The organism is Alphaproteobacteria bacterium LSUCC0396, from assembly GCA_041228345.1.
Classification (GTDB): Bacteria; Pseudomonadota; Alphaproteobacteria; order Puniceispirillales; family Puniceispirillaceae; genus UBA3439.
In genome coordinates, this window is the sequence record CP166131.1 from 603,534 (window position 1) to 618,915 (window position 15,382).

General features: G+C 52.4%; 21 protein-coding genes and 2 tRNA genes. 15 read left to right on the forward strand and 8 right to left on the reverse strand.

Annotated elements, in window-relative coordinates; genetic code table 11:
• Positions 1-59: 59 nt before the first annotated feature.
• Positions 60-144: transfer RNA gene (locus AB8881_03070), tRNA-Tyr, on the reverse strand.
• Between the two features lie 96 nt (positions 145-240).
• Here AB8881_03070 and rlmB point away from each other — a divergent pair.
• Positions 241-1,215 carry a 23S rRNA (guanosine(2251)-2'-O)-methyltransferase RlmB gene (gene rlmB / locus AB8881_03075; protein ID XDZ63880.1) on the forward strand — a complete coding sequence of 325 codons (975 nt, stop codon included), beginning with the start codon at positions 241-243 and terminating at the stop codon, positions 1,213-1,215.
• A 94-nt stretch (positions 1,216-1,309) separates the two neighbouring features.
• Here the strand turns inward: rlmB and AB8881_03080 are convergent, their stop codons facing one another.
• Complete coding sequence (locus tag AB8881_03080; GenBank protein ID XDZ63881.1) at positions 1,310-1,729, reverse strand: DUF1127 domain-containing protein; 420 nt, start codon at positions 1,727-1,729, stop codon at positions 1,310-1,312.
• Positions 1,730-1,890: 161 nt separating this feature from the next.
• On the opposite strand from AB8881_03080, the gene AB8881_03085 reads away from it, so the two are divergent.
• The 5 genes from AB8881_03085 (at position 1,891) to AB8881_03105 (ending at position 4,816) form a co-directional block, all read left to right on the forward strand.
• Positions 1,891-2,478 (forward strand): LysR family transcriptional regulator, encoded by a 588-nt coding sequence (locus AB8881_03085; protein XDZ63882.1) that lies wholly within the window; start codon positions 1,891-1,893, stop codon positions 2,476-2,478.
• Positions 2,460-2,744 (forward strand): hypothetical protein, encoded by a 285-nt coding sequence (locus AB8881_03090; protein XDZ63883.1) that lies wholly within the window; start codon positions 2,460-2,462, stop codon positions 2,742-2,744. The genes AB8881_03085 and AB8881_03090 overlap by 19 nt, the downstream gene beginning before the upstream one ends.
• Positions 2,745-2,907: 163 nt before the next feature.
• Positions 2,908-2,983 (forward strand) — tRNA-Thr (locus AB8881_03095).
• A gap of 457 nt (positions 2,984-3,440) precedes the next feature.
• Complete coding sequence (locus AB8881_03100; GenBank protein XDZ63884.1) at positions 3,441-3,872, forward strand: hypothetical protein; 432 nt, start codon at positions 3,441-3,443, stop codon at positions 3,870-3,872.
• A 137-nt stretch (positions 3,873-4,009) separates the two neighbouring features.
• Entirely contained in the window at positions 4,010-4,816 is an 807-nt protein-coding gene (locus AB8881_03105) for an FkbM family methyltransferase (protein ID XDZ63885.1), read from the forward strand.
• 69 nt (positions 4,817-4,885) lie between these two features.
• On the opposite strand, the gene AB8881_03110 is transcribed toward AB8881_03105, so the two are convergent.
• Positions 4,886-5,632, reverse strand: coding sequence for an SDR family NAD(P)-dependent oxidoreductase (locus tag AB8881_03110; GenBank protein ID XDZ63886.1), 747 nt, complete (start codon positions 5,630-5,632; stop codon positions 4,886-4,888).
• Between the two features lie 234 nt (positions 5,633-5,866).
• On the opposite strand from AB8881_03110, the gene AB8881_03115 reads away from it, so the two are divergent.
• Positions 5,867-6,205, forward strand: a complete 339-nt coding sequence (locus AB8881_03115) for a VOC family protein (protein XDZ63887.1) — start codon at positions 5,867-5,869, stop codon at positions 6,203-6,205.
• 27 nt (positions 6,206-6,232) lie between these two features.
• On the opposite strand, the gene AB8881_03120 is transcribed toward AB8881_03115, so the two are convergent.
• A complete protein-coding gene (locus AB8881_03120) occupies positions 6,233-6,709 on the reverse strand; it encodes a DUF2938 family protein (GenBank protein ID XDZ63888.1) in 477 nt (158 codons plus the stop codon).
• 359 nt (positions 6,710-7,068) lie between these two features.
• Here AB8881_03120 and AB8881_03125 point away from each other — a divergent pair, with 359 nt between their 5' ends.
• The 5 genes from AB8881_03125 (at position 7,069) to AB8881_03145 (ending at position 9,693) form a co-directional block, all read left to right on the forward strand.
• Positions 7,069-7,443 (forward strand): helix-turn-helix domain-containing protein, encoded by a 375-nt coding sequence (locus AB8881_03125; GenBank protein XDZ63889.1) that lies wholly within the window; start codon positions 7,069-7,071, stop codon positions 7,441-7,443.
• A gap of 198 nt (positions 7,444-7,641) precedes the next feature.
• Positions 7,642-8,349, forward strand: coding sequence for an SDR family oxidoreductase (locus AB8881_03130; GenBank protein ID XDZ63890.1), 708 nt, complete (start codon positions 7,642-7,644; stop codon positions 8,347-8,349).
• Between the two features lie 110 nt (positions 8,350-8,459).
• The gene (locus AB8881_03135; GenBank protein XDZ63891.1) at positions 8,460-8,684 is read left to right on the forward strand and encodes a hypothetical protein; all 225 of its coding nucleotides are present in this window, start codon (positions 8,460-8,462) and stop codon (positions 8,682-8,684) included.
• A 144-nt stretch (positions 8,685-8,828) separates the two neighbouring features.
• Positions 8,829-9,413 carry a hypothetical protein gene (locus tag AB8881_03140; GenBank protein XDZ63892.1) on the forward strand — a complete coding sequence of 195 codons (585 nt, stop codon included), beginning with the start codon at positions 8,829-8,831 and terminating at the stop codon, positions 9,411-9,413.
• The gene (locus AB8881_03145; GenBank protein ID XDZ63893.1) at positions 9,406-9,693 is read left to right on the forward strand and encodes a hypothetical protein; all 288 of its coding nucleotides are present in this window, start codon (positions 9,406-9,408) and stop codon (positions 9,691-9,693) included. The genes AB8881_03140 and AB8881_03145 overlap by 8 nt, the downstream gene beginning before the upstream one ends.
• Before the next feature lie 42 nt (positions 9,694-9,735).
• Here AB8881_03145 and AB8881_03150 read toward each other — a convergent pair whose 3' ends face one another.
• A complete protein-coding gene (locus tag AB8881_03150) occupies positions 9,736-9,972 on the reverse strand; it encodes a hypothetical protein (GenBank protein ID XDZ63894.1) in 237 nt (78 codons plus the stop codon).
• Between the two features lie 155 nt (positions 9,973-10,127).
• On the reverse strand, positions 10,128-11,066 hold the full coding sequence (locus AB8881_03155; GenBank protein ID XDZ63895.1) for a glutathione S-transferase family protein: 939 nt from the start codon (positions 11,064-11,066) through the stop codon (positions 10,128-10,130).
• 296 nt (positions 11,067-11,362) lie between these two features.
• Here AB8881_03155 and comD point away from each other — a divergent pair, with 296 nt between their 5' ends.
• From comD to AB8881_03170, 3 genes are read left to right on the forward strand one after another with little or no spacing between them, the layout of a single operon-like run.
• The gene (comD, locus tag AB8881_03160) at positions 11,363-11,860 is read left to right on the forward strand and encodes a sulfopyruvate decarboxylase subunit alpha (protein XDZ63896.1); all 498 of its coding nucleotides are present in this window, start codon (positions 11,363-11,365) and stop codon (positions 11,858-11,860) included.
• Positions 11,861-11,863: 3 nt separating this feature from the next.
• Complete coding sequence (gene comE / locus AB8881_03165) at positions 11,864-12,427, forward strand: sulfopyruvate decarboxylase subunit beta (GenBank protein XDZ63897.1); 564 nt, start codon at positions 11,864-11,866, stop codon at positions 12,425-12,427.
• 56 nt (positions 12,428-12,483) lie between these two features.
• Positions 12,484-13,059, forward strand: coding sequence for a histidine phosphatase family protein (locus AB8881_03170; GenBank protein ID XDZ63898.1), 576 nt, complete (start codon positions 12,484-12,486; stop codon positions 13,057-13,059).
• Here AB8881_03170 and AB8881_03175 read toward each other — a convergent pair.
• Together AB8881_03175 and AB8881_03180 are read right to left on the reverse strand one after the other, a co-directional pair.
• A complete protein-coding gene (locus AB8881_03175) occupies positions 13,056-14,372 on the reverse strand; it encodes a DUF3422 family protein (GenBank protein ID XDZ63899.1) in 1,317 nt (438 codons plus the stop codon). The two genes, AB8881_03170 and AB8881_03175, sit on opposite strands and share 4 nt — an antisense overlap.
• Positions 14,373-14,495: 123 nt before the next feature.
• Positions 14,496-15,338 carry an EamA family transporter gene (locus AB8881_03180; GenBank protein XDZ63900.1) on the reverse strand — a complete coding sequence of 281 codons (843 nt, stop codon included), beginning with the start codon at positions 15,336-15,338 and terminating at the stop codon, positions 14,496-14,498.
• Positions 15,339-15,382 lie beyond the last annotated feature (44 nt).

The window sequence follows — 15,382 nt, forward strand, 5'->3', positions numbered from 1 at the left end:
TGACGCCGGCGCAGGCACCACCGTCATTCCGCGCACCCACGCAGTAGTCAGATTGGCGGTGGTGGTGGGGGTAGGATTCGAACCTACGTACGCTACGCGGGCAGATTTACAGTCTGCTGCCTTTAACCACTCGGCCACCCCACCGGCTCGCCATTTTATCGCGCGCTCTTTGCTTGCAATGACGCGGCGATCCTGCGAGATAAAAAGGCACAGCTAATTTGTCAACAAAGAAGTCGTCTCATGGCCCCAAAAAGCGCGAAAAAACAACATTCGGCGAAAAACCCGCACCGAAACCGGCAAAAGCCAAATGCTAATCGCGGTGCTGCGGCCGATCCTAACGGCCGGCATAATCCTGCCAAGCGGCCGGCGCAATCGGGAAATATGGGTCATGCAGGCGGCAAGACCGTGCCAAAACCCCCACAGAACGGCTATTTCATCTGGGGGCGCCACGCCGTTTTTGCGGCACTTGCGAATCCGGATCGGCGCATCCAGCAGCTCTATATCACCAATGATAGCAGCGATGCGCTGACGGCCGTGATCACTGATCTGCCAGCACAGCGTCAGGCCGAACTGCCGACACCGCAGCTGACAGACCGCAGCCGCCTTGATCCTATCGGCGATGCCGGTGAAAAAGCTGTGCATCAGGGGATTGCCGCGGCGGTTTGGCCGTTAGACCCACCGCATCTTGATGATTTTCTTGCCAATCTTGCAATCCATCTTCGACCAGATAATGACCAAGAACAGGCAGAACCGGTTCGCCTGCTGCTGCTTGATCAATTATCTGATCCGCGCAATGTTGGGGCAATCATGCGTTCGGCGCGGGCCTTTGGTGTTGCCGCACTGATCACGACCTTTCGCAATGCCGCCGAGGAAAATGGCGTCTTGGCACGAACCGCATCTGGCGCGCTGGATCATGTGCCCCTGATCCGAGTGGTTAATCTGGCCCGCGCTATCGAGCAATTACAGGATCACGGGTTTCTGGTTGCCGGTCTTGCTGGCGAGGGTGATGTCGAAGTGAGCGCCCTTGGCACGCATCAGCGGCTTGCCATTATGCTTGGTGCCGAAGGGAGCGGCCTGCGGCGTCTCAGCCGTGACCATTGCGACATGCTGGTTCGGATTAATATCAATGAAGATGCCGAAAGCCTGAATGTTTCGAATGCCGCTGCGATCGCGCTTTATGCGGCAAGCCTCTATAAACCGGACGCGAACAAATGATCAGTATGGTTGGGTAATCGGGCGAGCCAGCTCAAGAGAGGTGGCCTTGAGCTGACCCACAGGACGTTGGTCGAAATTAGGCAAAATGGCCTCGCTAAGGGCTGCCGGCCAATGCCCAAAACCTTCTATCAGAACTGGCGTTCTTGGCCGGTACCGGAGGTGAAACGCCGATCAGGACAGCCCGTTCTGATACGCCATGATCATCATTTTTTTTTGCGCTGTAGCTGACACCTGCAATTTGGCTCTGCCACGGCACCCGCCCCACCCATGAACCGCGGCTGGCTTCGGTTTTGGCGGCGACCCGATCAATACCGATATCGCGGCGCTGCCATTCAGGCATATGGGCAAGGTGCCGCCGCTGGCGCGCCAATTCAATACGCATCGAATAAGCACGTAAACACGCACCGCACAGCCGCCGTGCCTTTGTGCCAATAGCGGCCAGCAACAATGCGCTTTTCACCGCACGAATTGCGCTGGTTCTGTATGTTTCATGGCTGTGATCTAACTGGGTCATGTCCCGCTCCTCGCTGCTGATAGGCTCGTGATCATTTGCGATCGATGCCCCGGCCAAGTGACCAGATCATCGCGACAAATTTATCGTGTTGGGTGATTTTGGTTAATTGAACCTATTTTGAATAATGATAAATCTTGGATGAAATCATCAAGGATATTGATATGAACAGAACCCTTGATCTGACGGCGCTTCGTTCGTTCGTTGCTGTTGCGGAAATTGGCGGTGTAACTGCGGCTGCTGATCGCCTACACCTCACCCAATCAACTGTTTCAATGCAGATAAAGCGCCTTGAATCGATGCTTAATCTCGACCTGATTAGCCGGTCTGGGCGCGGCATTGAACTGACCCCGCATGGCGAACAGCTCGCCCGCTATGGCAGGCAAATTCTGGGCATCAACGACGAAGTCTGGAACCGGATGACCAATACGCAATTTGAGGGCACGCTTGTCATGGGGGTGCCGCCAGATATTCTATATCCGCATATTCCGAACATTTTGAAAGCGTTCAGCGATGCATTTCCGCGCGTCCAGATCAAGCTGGTTTCAACCCGGACAAGTGAGTTAAAGGAAGAATTGGCGAAAGGCACACTGGACTTAATCCTCACCACCGAGGCAGATGATGCGAGGGGCGGCGAATTTCTATCCTCGCAGCCACTAAAATGGTTTTGTCAACGCGGTAACAAGCAGATATGGCGACGGCGCCCCTTGCCACTGACCTACGAAAGCACTGTATGTTCCGCAAAACAGTGATCGAAAAGCTGGACGCTGAAAATATCGAATGGGACATGACCTTCACCACAGCCAGCTGTCTTGATAGCATCCCATATGTCAGCGCCGGTCTCGCCGTTGTCGCGGTCTTGGAACAAAGTCGCCATGAGGATTGGGAAGAAATTCCCGCCGCTGCTGGCCTGCCAGAGCTGCCCGAATTTCGGATCCTCCTTTACCTGAACGATGGGCCGCAGAGCCTCCTACCGCATCATCTGGCTAGCATCGTGCGGGATGCCTATCACCATTAATGCACTGTTTCAGCCGAAATATGACGGCCGAAAATGACCGCTTGGCGACGGCAATAACATGATTAGGTTGGCCGCCAGAAATGGCGTTGATTTCACCAAAAGCCAGATTTTTAGCATTACGGCTATTGACCGCACGGAAATCTCTGGTAAAAAGCCCGAGATCGCTGGCGTGGCTCAATTGGTAGAGCACCCGATTTGTAATCGGGCGGTTGGGAGTTCGAGTCTCTCCGCCAGCACCATCTACCCCTCATGAAAATGGTGATACCCGCCCCGCATTCTCAAGCCTGATTTGGCTCATGTCAGCAGTTGATTTGGCGGTCTGATTTGGCGATCTTATTTGGCACGATATGGCGGTGAAACTACCCACCCCCCCTTGCGGTTACTATATTGTCGTGGCCGCCGTAAAACTGGTTTCAGTTTGAAAAACGGCGAAACCTCACAGATGCTAAAGATCATTCTCATCTCTGTTCTGGCCTTCCTCTTGGTCGTGGCCGCGATCAAGGCGGTGACGCGGTTGCGCGCATCAAGCCACGCCGCCGGTAAACCGCGCGCTTTGGCCCAACGCCTCTTGCAAAACCCGATTGTTCGGGCAATCTTGATCCGGGGGATATGGCGTTTGATTAGGCTGTTTATATTCAAGCGTTAAACGCCAAAAAGGCGGCGTGAAATCCACAGCACGGGGGGGGGCGCAGGCACATGACCATTGTCGTGATAATGAAGTTTTTCCATTACATCTCGCTATTTCTGGCAGGTGGTTTGGGCGTTGCCAATTTGATGCTGTTCAAAAATCATCAAAAAGCCGGTATACCGCCGGCGCTACCAGTTCAAAAAACCATGATGGCACTGGCACGGCTTGGCCTCGTTGCAATTCTCGCATTATGGATCACCGGCTTTTTGCTGATCCATCAGCTTTATGGCAGTTTCACCTTGGGCATAGCGTTCCATTTCAAAATGCTTGGCGCGGCAATTTTACTTGGCACCGTGGCTTTTCTGAATATCCACCTAAACATAAGGGCAAGACAAAACATCCCACCCCACCCCACAGTCATGAAGCTGGTGCCGCCGATTACCCGCGGCGCGCTGGTTTTGGCGCTTGTCAGCGTCGCCGTTTTGACCACATCCGCATAACCATGCCGCGCCCCATTTATCGAGAATGTTTTGCCCAATTGAAAATCCTTCAGAACGGATCATCTTGGCAGGCACCAACGGGCAGTATAGGTTAACGCTAGTATAGGTTACGAATTCATCAATAAGGGTCCACTCACTTGCAAATTTTTGGAACTTTTGCGCCAACCGGTGTGAACCGGATTATTCTGACCCTTGCCAAAATTGGATTTGGCCGCGGCCGGTTGAAACTATTATTTTCTCGGCTTTGGAACCGGCTCAATGGCGACCAGCCTGTTGATCTGATCTATCACGCGCTGAAATTGCGCCTGCAACCTCGCCGAAATACGATTGATGCAAAGATCATGTTCAGCGCAAAACGGCGGGAAGCAGCTGAATTGACGATGATCCGGCATCATCTTCTGGGCGGGGGCGTGATTGTCGATATTGGCGCGAATGTCGGCTATTACGCGCTGAATGCGGCGCTGATGAACGCCGATCAGGTTATTGCGGTTGAACCAAATCCGCCTATGTTGGCGCGGCTGCGTGATCATATTGCGCTGAATGAGCTTGCGGCAAAGATCACTGTTCACCCGGTTGCCGTTGGCGCGGTTGCCGGCGTGGCAAAACTAACCGTCTCGGACAGTGATTTTGGCAGTAGCTCGATCGTGAATGACAATGTTGGCACATCGCATATCGAGGTTGGAATTATGCCGCTTGTTGATATTTTAAAGGCCGATGGCGTTGCCAAGGCTGATATCATCAAAATTGATATTGAGGGCATGGAAGACCGCGCCTTATTTCCGTATTTTGAGGCGATTGGTAAAGATCAATATCCAAAATTGATTGTGATGGAGGACGGTATTAATGCCCGTTGGGAACGCGACATTCTGGGCTGGTTGCTGGAAAACGGCTATCACGCCGCCGCCCGCACAAGGGGCAATATCATGCTGGAGCTAACCCCGTAATCGGCGCGAAATATCTTTTATATTCTGGCCGATTTTGGTCTGCCTCGGGTAAGCGCCAAATGGCATCACTTAGACGCGCAATGCTGGCAACCCGACACCCGTTGCCTCAAAACCACCATCGACAGCCAGTGTTTGGCCGGTGATATAGCTGGCTTTTTCTGAACCAAGGAACACAATCGCCTCGGCAATTTCAGCCTCGCTGCCATATCGGTTCAGCGGAATAGCATCATGATAGGCATCAATAATCTCCTGACTATGAACCGCCATTGCCAATTTTGTGCGCACCGGACCCGGGGCCACACAATTCACCCGAATACCATGCTCGCCCATCTCGGCGGCAAATTGCTGGGTCATTTGAATCACCGCCGCCTTTGACGTGCCATATGCAACGCGCAAGGTTGACGCGCGCAGCCCTGAAATCGACGCTATATTGACGATATTGCCGCGGCTCTGCTTGAGCCCCCCTAGAACTGCGCGCGAGCACAGATAGACGCCATCCAGATTGGTTGCCATGATTGTCCGCCAGCGCAAAAAGCTTGCCTCTTCGATCGGGCAAAAATCGGCCACACCGGCGTTATTGACCAGACAATCAATCCGCCCGGAAAATGCCAGCACATCTGCCACCATTGCCTCAACTGCCCCGGGATCTGACACATCACAGATAAAAGCCCTGCCCCCGTCAAGCGTTGCCGCCGCCTCGTTTAGTACGTCGGCATCCCGGTCAACCATCGCTACCTGATAGCCCTGATCGGTAAAAAGCCGCGCTGTGGCAAGCCCGATACCGCGCGCCGCGCCTGTTACAATTACCGTTTTCATTCATCATGCCTCCAAAGCTAGTTTCAGCAACCATCACCCGTTCTTTTGGCCATTTCCCGAGCGTCAGCCGGTAAAATAATCGCCTTAGTGACTGTCCTTGATTGACGCCAGCTTGACAAGGTGGATTGATAGAGGCTCAAAAAAAGCGATCAAGCGAGGAAAACATGAAGTTAAAGCTGCATCACATTAATCTATCGACCAACAATGTTCCTGGCATGGATCAGTTTTACCGTGATGTTTTGGGGCTTAAAACCGAAACCGAAGGCCTGCCCGTTCTGGAAAAAAAAGAAAGGCTATGATGGCGATGTTGCGTTTGTTTCCGACGGTCATATCCAAACGCATCTCGCGCAAAAGGATCTTAATGTCAGGTTTCGCACTGGCCATATCGTCAATCCACTCGAGCGCGGTCATATTGCCTATCGCACCGATGATCTGGACGCTTTTAAGGCGCATCTAATCGCCAAGGGCATTGCCTTTTCCGACTGGGGCGAGACGGCAGTTGCCGGCTGGCAGCAGATTTTCTTTTATGACCCTGACGGCAATATCATTGAGGTTCATGAGGTCGGATCATAACCGCGTGGCCGCGCCATGCACCGCCGATTACCCAGCTAGAACTGCAAAGCCAAGCCCGATTGAAACACCAAAAAGTGAGTGCATCATCAACGCCAACGCACAAACAAGCGGCGGGTTCGGCGTCAGGCGCGCCATTATCCCTTTGCCAAGACAGGGCAGGAAAAACAGCCATGGCACTAACACGCTGATCACGCCAAAGACCAACCCACCAAGAAATCCGGCGTCAAAAATATTGCGATCCAATAACCATGCAAAAACTGCCGCATAGCCGATTGCAACGCCATAGTGAACCGCCCAGCCAAGCGCCAATTCATGGCGGCGCTCTGGCCTTGCTTCAAGATCACGGGCAATTAACTGACCATTGGTCATTAAACCAAGACTCCAGCGCCCAACCAATGCCCAATTGCTCGGTGGAATGGCCGTCAATTTCTGAAAAATACGTTGCCATAGATCAAAAATGACACAAGCGGCAATGCCCACAATGACAAATTGGAAACTCAACATAACGGCATCTCTCATTTCAGCATTTTTTACTGGCCAGATTTGGTGCGGCGGTGACATTTTAACAATAACGGCCGGAAAGGATATCCTTTAAACCATGACAATCATGCGGCCAGCTTCAACCATAGCCAGCTTCAACTATAGCCAGCATCATGGGCAAAAGACAGCAGAGAAAAGATCAAGCATTTGGGCAGATTTTATCATCCGGTCACTGCTGGCTTCATTTCGCCGACATCCTCTCAGTTTCGTCATTACCGGGTCACAGGACTTGATCGGCACTCTTGCCTTGTCTAGGCTGGTGATGCTGCGCTGCATTCGGACAAGCGCTGAAACCCACACAACCGCTTATGAGGTTTACCACCATGCCGCATCGGACAATCTTTCATGCAAATGAAGAAGACACCACCCTTGGCGGCCGCATTTCGATGGCGCGCGAAGCCTCTGGCCTTAGCGTTGCAGATGTCGTCAAACGCCTCGGGGTGAGGGCGGCAACCTATGAGGCGTGGGAGGCTGACCGGTCCGAGCCACGGGCGAACAAGCTTGTTGCGCTGGCTGGCATTTTGAATATTTCGCCGCCCTATCTTTTAAGCGGGCTTGGCAGGCAGCCTGTCGGCAATGATGCAGTTGGCCGGAAAATACAGCGGCTAACGGCGCAGATTGAACAGCTGGAGCAAAGCTTGAAAGCCGCAACAAGCAGTCTACGTCAAATCAAGAAATCGGTTGCCAAGTTGAAATGACCAAGATTGACCTTGGGCTGAAAACTGGCAGCAAACTGGTACTTATCATCCAACAACAGGTTGCTGCCGACTGAACATTCACGCAAAAACCGTCCCAAAGCGACAGGCCCCTGCATTAACATATTGATGGCAACAGGTAAAATGCTCTAGCTTGGCGGTCTATTATTTATCGTTTGTTACAAAGGATCGAGACACATCATGGATATTGCAGGTAAAAAAGCCATTGTTATCGGGGGTACGTCGGGCATTGGCCTAGCGGCGAGCCTTATGCTTGTTGAGAAGGGCGCAGAAGTTGTTGCCGTGAGCCGTGACCCAAGCAAGGCTGGCAACGTTCCCGCTGGCATTCGCCTTGCTGCACTGGACACGCGTGATGGCGAAGCGGTTGAGGCCTTTTTCAATGCTGAAGGTGATATCGACATTCTGGTGAATTCAGCCACTGGCGGCTCACGCGCTTTTGGCCCGTTTATGGAAATGGACGTAAAGGGGTTTCGGGGCTCGTTCGACAAATTATGGGGCTATGCCAACGTCGTCCGCTATGGCGCATCGCATGTTCGTGATAATGGCAGCATTGTTCTTGTCAGTGGCAGCCCTGCCCGCAAGCCAAAGCCGGGGCAGATCGCTTTGTCTGCCGTTGGTGGTGCCGTTGAGGCCTTTACCCGTGCAATCGCCGCGGAAATCGCTCCAAAGCGGGTTAATGTTGTCTCACCGGGCATTATTGACACGCCAATGGTGGCGTTGAGTGGTGATGACCGCAACAAGCATTATCAGAATGTCACCAAGACCCACTTGATCGACCGGGCCGGCTTGCCAGCCGAGGTTGCATCAGCGATCATCTTTGCGATTGAGAATGATTTTATTACTGGCACAACAATTGATGTTGATGGGGGCTGGCTAGTTGCGCAATAAACGCGCCTAAATCAGACCGATAGAAACTGTTCCAACCCCAATAATTTGTTCGGGCAATTTGTTTGGGCACATGATTCAAGCAAAGAGACCCAGCAAAAGGGCGGCTCAGCATGGACCGACAAAAATGGCTTGAATGGACCGGGGTTGGAACGGCGATCATATATTCGATGTTGATCGCACTGAATATGGGCTACCAAGTTCTCGGCTTTTTCTTGCTGTTTCTCTCGGCCGTCCTCATTGGCTTATGGGCCCATTTTGGCAAGCACCGCGGCATTTTGTTCCTACAGTTATTTTATGCAACCGCAGGATTAATCGGTATGGTACGCTGGTTTTAGATGTTATTTTATTGTTTTGAGCGTCGCGTCTGAGGCTGCAACTGTTTAACGTCGCCTTTTAGAAGTCATGTCACCTTTTAGAATTCACCAAATCCTCACGTACCAAAGATTAATATTCAAAAAACCCCGAGAGCTTTGACGTAGATGCGAGAACGTTTCGTAAATCTGTGCCTGCATTGGTCGACGCTGGTATTCATTGCCTATATTTCCCTCGCGGCAATTCAGATCCTGATCATTATGCCGATCGAGCAAGCAATTATTGGACATAATGTCACACTGGTCAGCCTGCTCTATTTACCGCATGCGGTGCGTGTCTTGGCGGCGTGGCTGATCGGCCCGCGCGCAATTTTTGTCCTTATTCCCGCCTCCCTAATTGTTTCGCTAGCCAATCAGGCAGATATCAGCGTGTTAACACAAGCCGACATCGTCATTCCGCTGGTTGGCGCGTTGTGCGCCCCGGTCGCACTTGAATTAATGCGTATTGTTAAAATCGATGTTTACCCGAATCAAAAAGGCGTCATCAGTTGGCGCACATTGGCATTTGCTGGGTTGTTAAGCTCGATTCTCAACTCTTTTTTCTCGACCTTTTTTATGGAAGGTCGCTTCCCTCTCGAGGATACGTTTGACATTCTAACGCGTTTCATCGTTGGTGATGTTATGGGACTTGTGGTAGTGTTAGTGGTATTGGTAGTAATATTAAAACTAGTTAGGAGAATTGGACGTGTCTAACCGCCTTGTGTTTGCACGTTTGTTGGAAACCATTACCGACATGGAAAAAGATGTTGGCTTAGCCGACTTCACCGCAAACGAACAGCAGGTCTATGCAGCGGTCGTATTGTTGTCTAATGATACTAATACACCGGTATCGATACATGACATCCGCGCGCACTACCTTGTTCGCAACATCCCGATGCCAACCGTTTATCGATCCTTTAACCGGTTGATCAGCGGCGACAAAATCGCCCATATTGGCGGCGAGCGTTCAGGGCTTTATGCCGTTACCGCCTAGCGGTGTGCTAGGCCTATTTCCTGCTGGCGTTAGCGCCATTGGCTAGGCCAGAACCCACATACTGCTAATCGTTATGGCGGCGCCAATAACGGCACCGATCAGCATTGTGATGATAGTGCCTGATAGCGCGGGCCTGACGAATGCTGTGGGGTTGGTGACCCACAGAAGTTTTTTAGGCTTAGATTTTCGTGCCAGGGTGCTTTCGAACAGGGCTTTATCGGTGAACGCAGTGATCTCTGCTTCGCTTAAGCCGATTGGTTTTTGCACGCCCGAATCCATACAAGAAGTGACCATCCATCAAGAGGCACTAACCCCCCAATAGGTCGCCTATTTTGCCGCTGGTTAACCTTTTTCACCAAATCAGTACGATAAATCAGGCGGGCCACTCGGGGCGGGCAATCGGGGGGTAATAAAATCGGCAAAATCGCAAATGCCTATGCTGGCGCGTCCGCCGGTGTAACGACATAGCCTAAAACCGGAAAATGCACCGCGATTTCCCCAACCTCGTCATGCTGATGATCAATTGAAACCCGCATCTGGTCGCAATAGCGCAGGCGGCCAATAACGTCAGGGTCGGCAGTGTTGCCCTTGGGCCTTATCCGGACAGTCTGGCCAACGGCAAATCCGCCGCCTCCATTCATGATGCCGATTGGCGATTGCGGCGTGGCCGCCTTGGCAATGGCCAGCGCATCAATGGCATCTAAATTTTCTGACACGCCCTCACCGCACGCGGCAAGACCTGCCTCTACCGCGCACAAGGCCGGATAATGCGACAGCATCTCGCCGCCGCCATCCCAACGCCCCCGCAGAAACCAGCAAATATATGCAAGTGACGCATCGCCATAGCAGGGCTGCTGCCCACCAAGGTAGATACCGTTTCCGGCTGCCAGCTGTGCATCAGCCAGCCGCAATGCGGCATGCATCTCAGAAATCACCGAAGGCAGGCTAGCGCGCAGTCCGGCCTCGGTCCAATTTTGCTCAAAATATAGCGATCCACGATCACGGATGAAGTCATCGGGCACCTGACCTAGCGCATTGGTCAGAACAATACGCACCGCCAAATCAAACAATGTGGTCTCGGCCCAAGCGCTGATCATCATCGCCATGCCAAATGTCTGGTCCGGGAACAGGCGCGCTGGCTGGCCTGACTGTTCGATGGCAAGCGCGATATTCTGACTATCGCAATAGATATCAGCCCCGATCTGCAAAACCGGCGTCCGCCGATAACCGGCAGTCAGCGGCATTAACAGCGGCTTTGGCGGCAATCGCGGGATTTCAACCGACTGCCAGCTTGCCTTGGCGATGCCGAGCGCCAACCGCACCTTGTGCGCGACCGGCGATTGCGGATAATGATGCAAGATAAGCGATGCCAAAGCCAAGGCCCCCCTTTTTTTCAATGAGCAGCTGCCCACGGCCGAAGATCGACAGCATAGCAAGCAATGACGAGGCGGCAAGCGCCACCCGCCGGCACGAAAACCTATCGCTAAAGTCCCAAGAAATACATCTTTTTCAGCGCAACAATGCTAAGCTTAAATTTGCGCTTTTTATTGATTAAACTTTATGTTTTACTCCCGCCACTTGGGTGAGACTTCTAGTCCCAAAAAATCATATCCACGTTGCAAATATCGCGACTTAACGTTGGAAACGAGCCAGAAAGAGTGCCGCTCTCATGTCTATTAACCAAAAGATTGTTAGTGATTTTATCAAAAATAAAATCGAATTTGTTACCACCGTCCCTTGCAAGCAATTAGCCGGTGTCATTGACGAGATTGAAGCCTCAAAGGATATCTTTCATATTCCGTCAAACAAAGAAGATGAAGGCATGGGGCTATGCGCTGGTGCCTATATGGGCGGCAAGCGTTCAGCGATCATTATGCAGAACACCGCAATTGGCGTTACCATCAACACGCTGGTAACATTGATCCAATATTATAATATCCCGCTGCCAATGCTGATCAGCTATCGCGGCGAAATTGGCGAGCCGGTTGCCTGTCAGGTCGAAATGGCAGTTCACACCAAGGCCTTGTTGAACCAGTTGAACATCCCGACCTATCATTTCCATGAGCAACGCGATGCGGATGAGCTGGATGGTATTTTGAACCACAGCTTCATGGCGAAAAAGCCTGTTGCCATTCTTACCGATGCCAGCTTTTGGCAGGGAGCATAATCGATGATTAGAAGCGAAGTTCTGAAAACACTGATCCCGATCATTTCTGATCAGTTGGTTGTATCCAACATCGGCCTGCCATCACAAGAACTGCATCTGCTTGATGACCAGCCAACCAATTTCTATATGCTTGGCACCATGGGGCTCGCCTCATCAATCGGTCTTGGCCTCGCGCTGGCACAAAAGGCCAAGGTGATTTCCATTGATGGTGATGGTTCGGTTCTGACCAATTTTGGCACATTGCCAACAATTGCGAATAATCCGGCCGATAATTTCATTCTGCTGATCATTGATAATGGCAGCTATGGCTCAACCGGTGACCAGCCAACCTATGCCGGTATGAAGACGTCGCTGGCAAAGGTTGCCACCGCTTGTGGATGCGAGAATGTTGTCGAATGCAGCGCCGAAGACACCGCCGCCGCCGTTCAGGCAGCATTAGATGGTGATAAAATGACCATCATTGTCAGCAAATGCGAGTCCGGCAACATCAAGGTGCCGGTCATCGAGATGGACGCCCCAGTAATCCGCCATCGCTTTATGGCCGAAGTCAGCCGCCGCAACGCATAATGATGATAATTGTCCCGGCCACCCCTAAAAAGCCCACACCAAAACAGCCCCGGCTAATGTCAAAGCTGTTTCGGCGGTTAGTGGTGCTGGCCGGGCTGATCATCACCATGATTTTTACCGCCAGCCTGCCTGCAACGGCAGATGACGGCCGCTTTGACGGAACAGTGATTTTCCTGCGCCACGCATTGGCACCGGGCAATGGTGATCCGTATAATTTCAATCTGAAAGACTGCAAGACGCAGCGCAACCTTGACGAAACTGGCCGGCGCCAAGCACGCGCGATCGGCAAACGTATCGCCGTGGCCAATCTGAAACTTGCCGGCATCTATTCCAGCGAATGGTGCCGGTGTCTTGAAACTGCATTATTGCTTGATCTTGGCGCGGTTACGCCCTTTAGCGGGTTAAATTCCTTTTATGAGAACCACGCCCCGCGTGAGGCAACATTGGCCTCATTAGAGGCCAAGCTTGCCAGCCTACCCCGTGATGGCGCGCCGGTGATTATGGTTACGCATTATGTAACGATACAAGCGATCACCATGCAATCTGTGCCGTCGGGCGGTGCTGTTCTGTATGATCTGAAAACCGGCTATGCGCGTGAATTATCGCTATCGGCTTTTTCCAGCGCTGATTAACTGGCATCCTCGTCTCGGCGCGCTGGCCTGACAACGACATCTTTCACCTGCCGCATGGTCAGCCACACAGCAACGGCAATCGCCGGCACCGATGCCGCCTTGATATAGGTCAGCGACAATCCCCATTCGGCGATCGGCAGGCTAACCGCTATATACCCGACAAGCCCAACACCATAATAGGTCACCGCCGCAATCGACAGACGCTCGACCATTTGTTGGATGCGGAGTTGATGCTTGGCACGCTCATCCATTGATTGCAGCAGATCTCGGTTTTGCCGTTGGATCACCAGTTCGGTCTGGGTGCGCAGCAATTCGCCAGCACGGCTAATGCGGCGTGATAGGCTGGCCAGCCGTTCAGAAAAGGCCGAACAGCTTTGCATCGCTGGTGCCATTCGCCGGTCAAGAAATCCCCGAACCCCCTGAAAGCCCGGCAGGCGCGTCATCTGCATTCGATCCAGCCGCGATGTCAGGATATTGAGATAGGCCGTTGTTGCTGCTAGCCGGTACGACGTTTTCGAATAAATATCCTCAACCTCGGCCGCTTGTGATGACAAGATTGATAAAAGTGCCTGTACCTGTCCATCGGGCAGTTTGATCTGTTCAGCCAGATCATTCGTCAATGTGCTGACAACATCCTCGATCATGCCAAGCCGAGACGAATATTCCTTGACCGTTGCAAGCCCTAGCAAGGCCAGCAACCGGTAGGTTTCCACCTCGACAACCCGTTGTACCACGCGCCCCATGCGGCTAGACTCGATCTCCTGATTAAAAATCACCACCCGCGAAAAACCAGCCTGATCAATATCAAAAGCGAAATGAACCTGTGCCGCATCATCGCTGAATTTATTTGACGCGACGGCACGGCTTTCTAAAATTTCCAGCATACGCGACTGGGCAAGGCCGCGCGGTGGATTGCCTCCCACTTCGACCCATATCGCATGAAACAACGGGGCTGGCGCATTGCGCGCCCAAGAAAACGGCAGATGCTGCAAACCGGCCTCATCAAACGAATTCGCCGGCAACCCATTTTTGGCGCGCAATCCTTTTTCAACAAAGCTGATGGATAAAAACTCTGTGTGACGCTCAATGCGCAGCGCGTAACCATCCATGTCCTGACGGCGGAATTTTTCACCCGCATCAATGGGGGCAATTCCAGCACCTGACAGGAATTGATTGACATAGGCAACGACCTTGCCATCATCACTGCCAACCAGATAGACAAAGCGGATAAACCGGCCAGCCCCCTCAAAATCGTGAAACGCGCGAGCGTGCAATTCATCAGATAAAACGCGCCGAAGGGCATATTCCTGCATAAAAGCGTCCTTAAAAACAAGCATCCCGGGGGAATCATAAACGGCCCAAGGGTTAGGATGCGTTGTTCCAGCGAGCCTGTCCAGCCCCAATAAATGTGCCTGCGGCGATATGCGCCAACCAGATCAGGCCATGCGTAACACAATTACGCCGGAGAAAATCAGCAAAATAATCACCATTTTAAACAGCGTCATCTTTTCCTTTAAGAACAGAACACCAAGGGCAACAGCGAACAGAACCGAGGTTTCACGAAGCGACGATACCACCGCCACAGGCGCCGATAAACAGGCCCATAACACGGCGACATAGGCAAAATAAGACGCCGCGCCGCCAATGATAAAGGTGCGCGGCGCATCGGCGTACATGCGCTGCAAAACGGTCGGATGAAACCGCGCCAGATAAATGCCAAACAGAACTGCATTCGCCGTGGTAGAGGCGCCATAATAGCTTAACGCGCTCTGTGTCAGGCGCGTGCCGGTTGCATCAACAATCGAATAGCTGGCGATAAAGCAGCCGGTAATCACGGCCAGCACAATGCCGGTTATCCCAACCGACTTGTTGCGATATTGGGCGATGCCATATGCCATGATCGCGCCCGATACCATGACCACGCCCACAATTTCCATTGGTTTTAAAACCCCCGGAACCGTAATCATGGTAAATAGCGTGATCAATAAGGGCGATGCACCGCGCGCAACCGGATAAATCTGCGTCAGCTCGCCAAACCGGTAAGCGTTCAGCAGGAACACCTGATACCCCAGATGCAGAAACGCACTCGCCATAACATACGGCCACGCGCCTTCGGGCGGTAATCCGGCATAGAACAGCCCGACAAAAGCCAGCGGTAAATGGCCGAACATAACCGCCGCCATACCTAACGCCTTGTCAGCAGTGCCCCGAACCAGAAAATTCCAGAATGCGTGCAAAAAGGCCGCACCAAGAACGACGAGAACAACGCTGATTTCCATAAAATCCCACCCCGCTTGTCATCACTCACGGGGTGTTTTTCCTG

Excerpts from the sequence above, each read along its gene's own strand:
- rlmB (XDZ63880.1), top strand. The coding sequence starts at position 241 with ATGGCCCCAAAAAGCGCGAAAAAACAACATTCGGCGAAAAACCCGCAC.
- AB8881_03080 (XDZ63881.1), bottom strand. The coding sequence starts at position 1,729 with ATGACCCAGTTAGATCACAGCCATGAAACATACAGAACCAGCGCAATT.
- AB8881_03085 (XDZ63882.1), top strand. The coding sequence starts at position 1,891 with ATGAACAGAACCCTTGATCTGACGGCGCTTCGTTCGTTCGTTGCTGTT.
- AB8881_03090 (XDZ63883.1), top strand. The coding sequence starts at position 2,460 with ATGTTCCGCAAAACAGTGATCGAAAAGCTGGACGCTGAAAATATCGAA.
- AB8881_03100 (XDZ63884.1), top strand. The coding sequence starts at position 3,441 with ATGACCATTGTCGTGATAATGAAGTTTTTCCATTACATCTCGCTATTT.
- AB8881_03110 (XDZ63886.1), bottom strand. The coding sequence starts at position 5,632 with ATGAAAACGGTAATTGTAACAGGCGCGGCGCGCGGTATCGGGCTTGCC.
- AB8881_03115 (XDZ63887.1), top strand. The coding sequence starts at position 5,867 with ATGTTTTGGGGCTTAAAACCGAAACCGAAGGCCTGCCCGTTCTGGAAA.
- AB8881_03120 (XDZ63888.1), bottom strand. The coding sequence starts at position 6,709 with ATGTTGAGTTTCCAATTTGTCATTGTGGGCATTGCCGCTTGTGTCATT.
- AB8881_03125 (XDZ63889.1), top strand. The coding sequence starts at position 7,069 with ATGCCGCATCGGACAATCTTTCATGCAAATGAAGAAGACACCACCCTT.
- AB8881_03130 (XDZ63890.1), top strand. The coding sequence starts at position 7,642 with ATGGATATTGCAGGTAAAAAAGCCATTGTTATCGGGGGTACGTCGGGC.
- AB8881_03135 (XDZ63891.1), top strand. The coding sequence starts at position 8,460 with ATGGACCGACAAAAATGGCTTGAATGGACCGGGGTTGGAACGGCGATC.
- AB8881_03140 (XDZ63892.1), top strand. The coding sequence starts at position 8,829 with ATGCGAGAACGTTTCGTAAATCTGTGCCTGCATTGGTCGACGCTGGTA.
- AB8881_03150 (XDZ63894.1), bottom strand. The coding sequence starts at position 9,972 with ATGGATTCGGGCGTGCAAAAACCAATCGGCTTAAGCGAAGCAGAGATC.
- comD (XDZ63896.1), top strand. The coding sequence starts at position 11,363 with ATGTCTATTAACCAAAAGATTGTTAGTGATTTTATCAAAAATAAAATC.
- comE (XDZ63897.1), top strand. The coding sequence starts at position 11,864 with ATGATTAGAAGCGAAGTTCTGAAAACACTGATCCCGATCATTTCTGAT.
- AB8881_03170 (XDZ63898.1), top strand. The coding sequence starts at position 12,484 with ATGTCAAAGCTGTTTCGGCGGTTAGTGGTGCTGGCCGGGCTGATCATC.
- AB8881_03175 (XDZ63899.1), bottom strand. The coding sequence starts at position 14,372 with ATGCAGGAATATGCCCTTCGGCGCGTTTTATCTGATGAATTGCACGCT.
- AB8881_03180 (XDZ63900.1), bottom strand. The coding sequence starts at position 15,338 with ATGGAAATCAGCGTTGTTCTCGTCGTTCTTGGTGCGGCCTTTTTGCAC.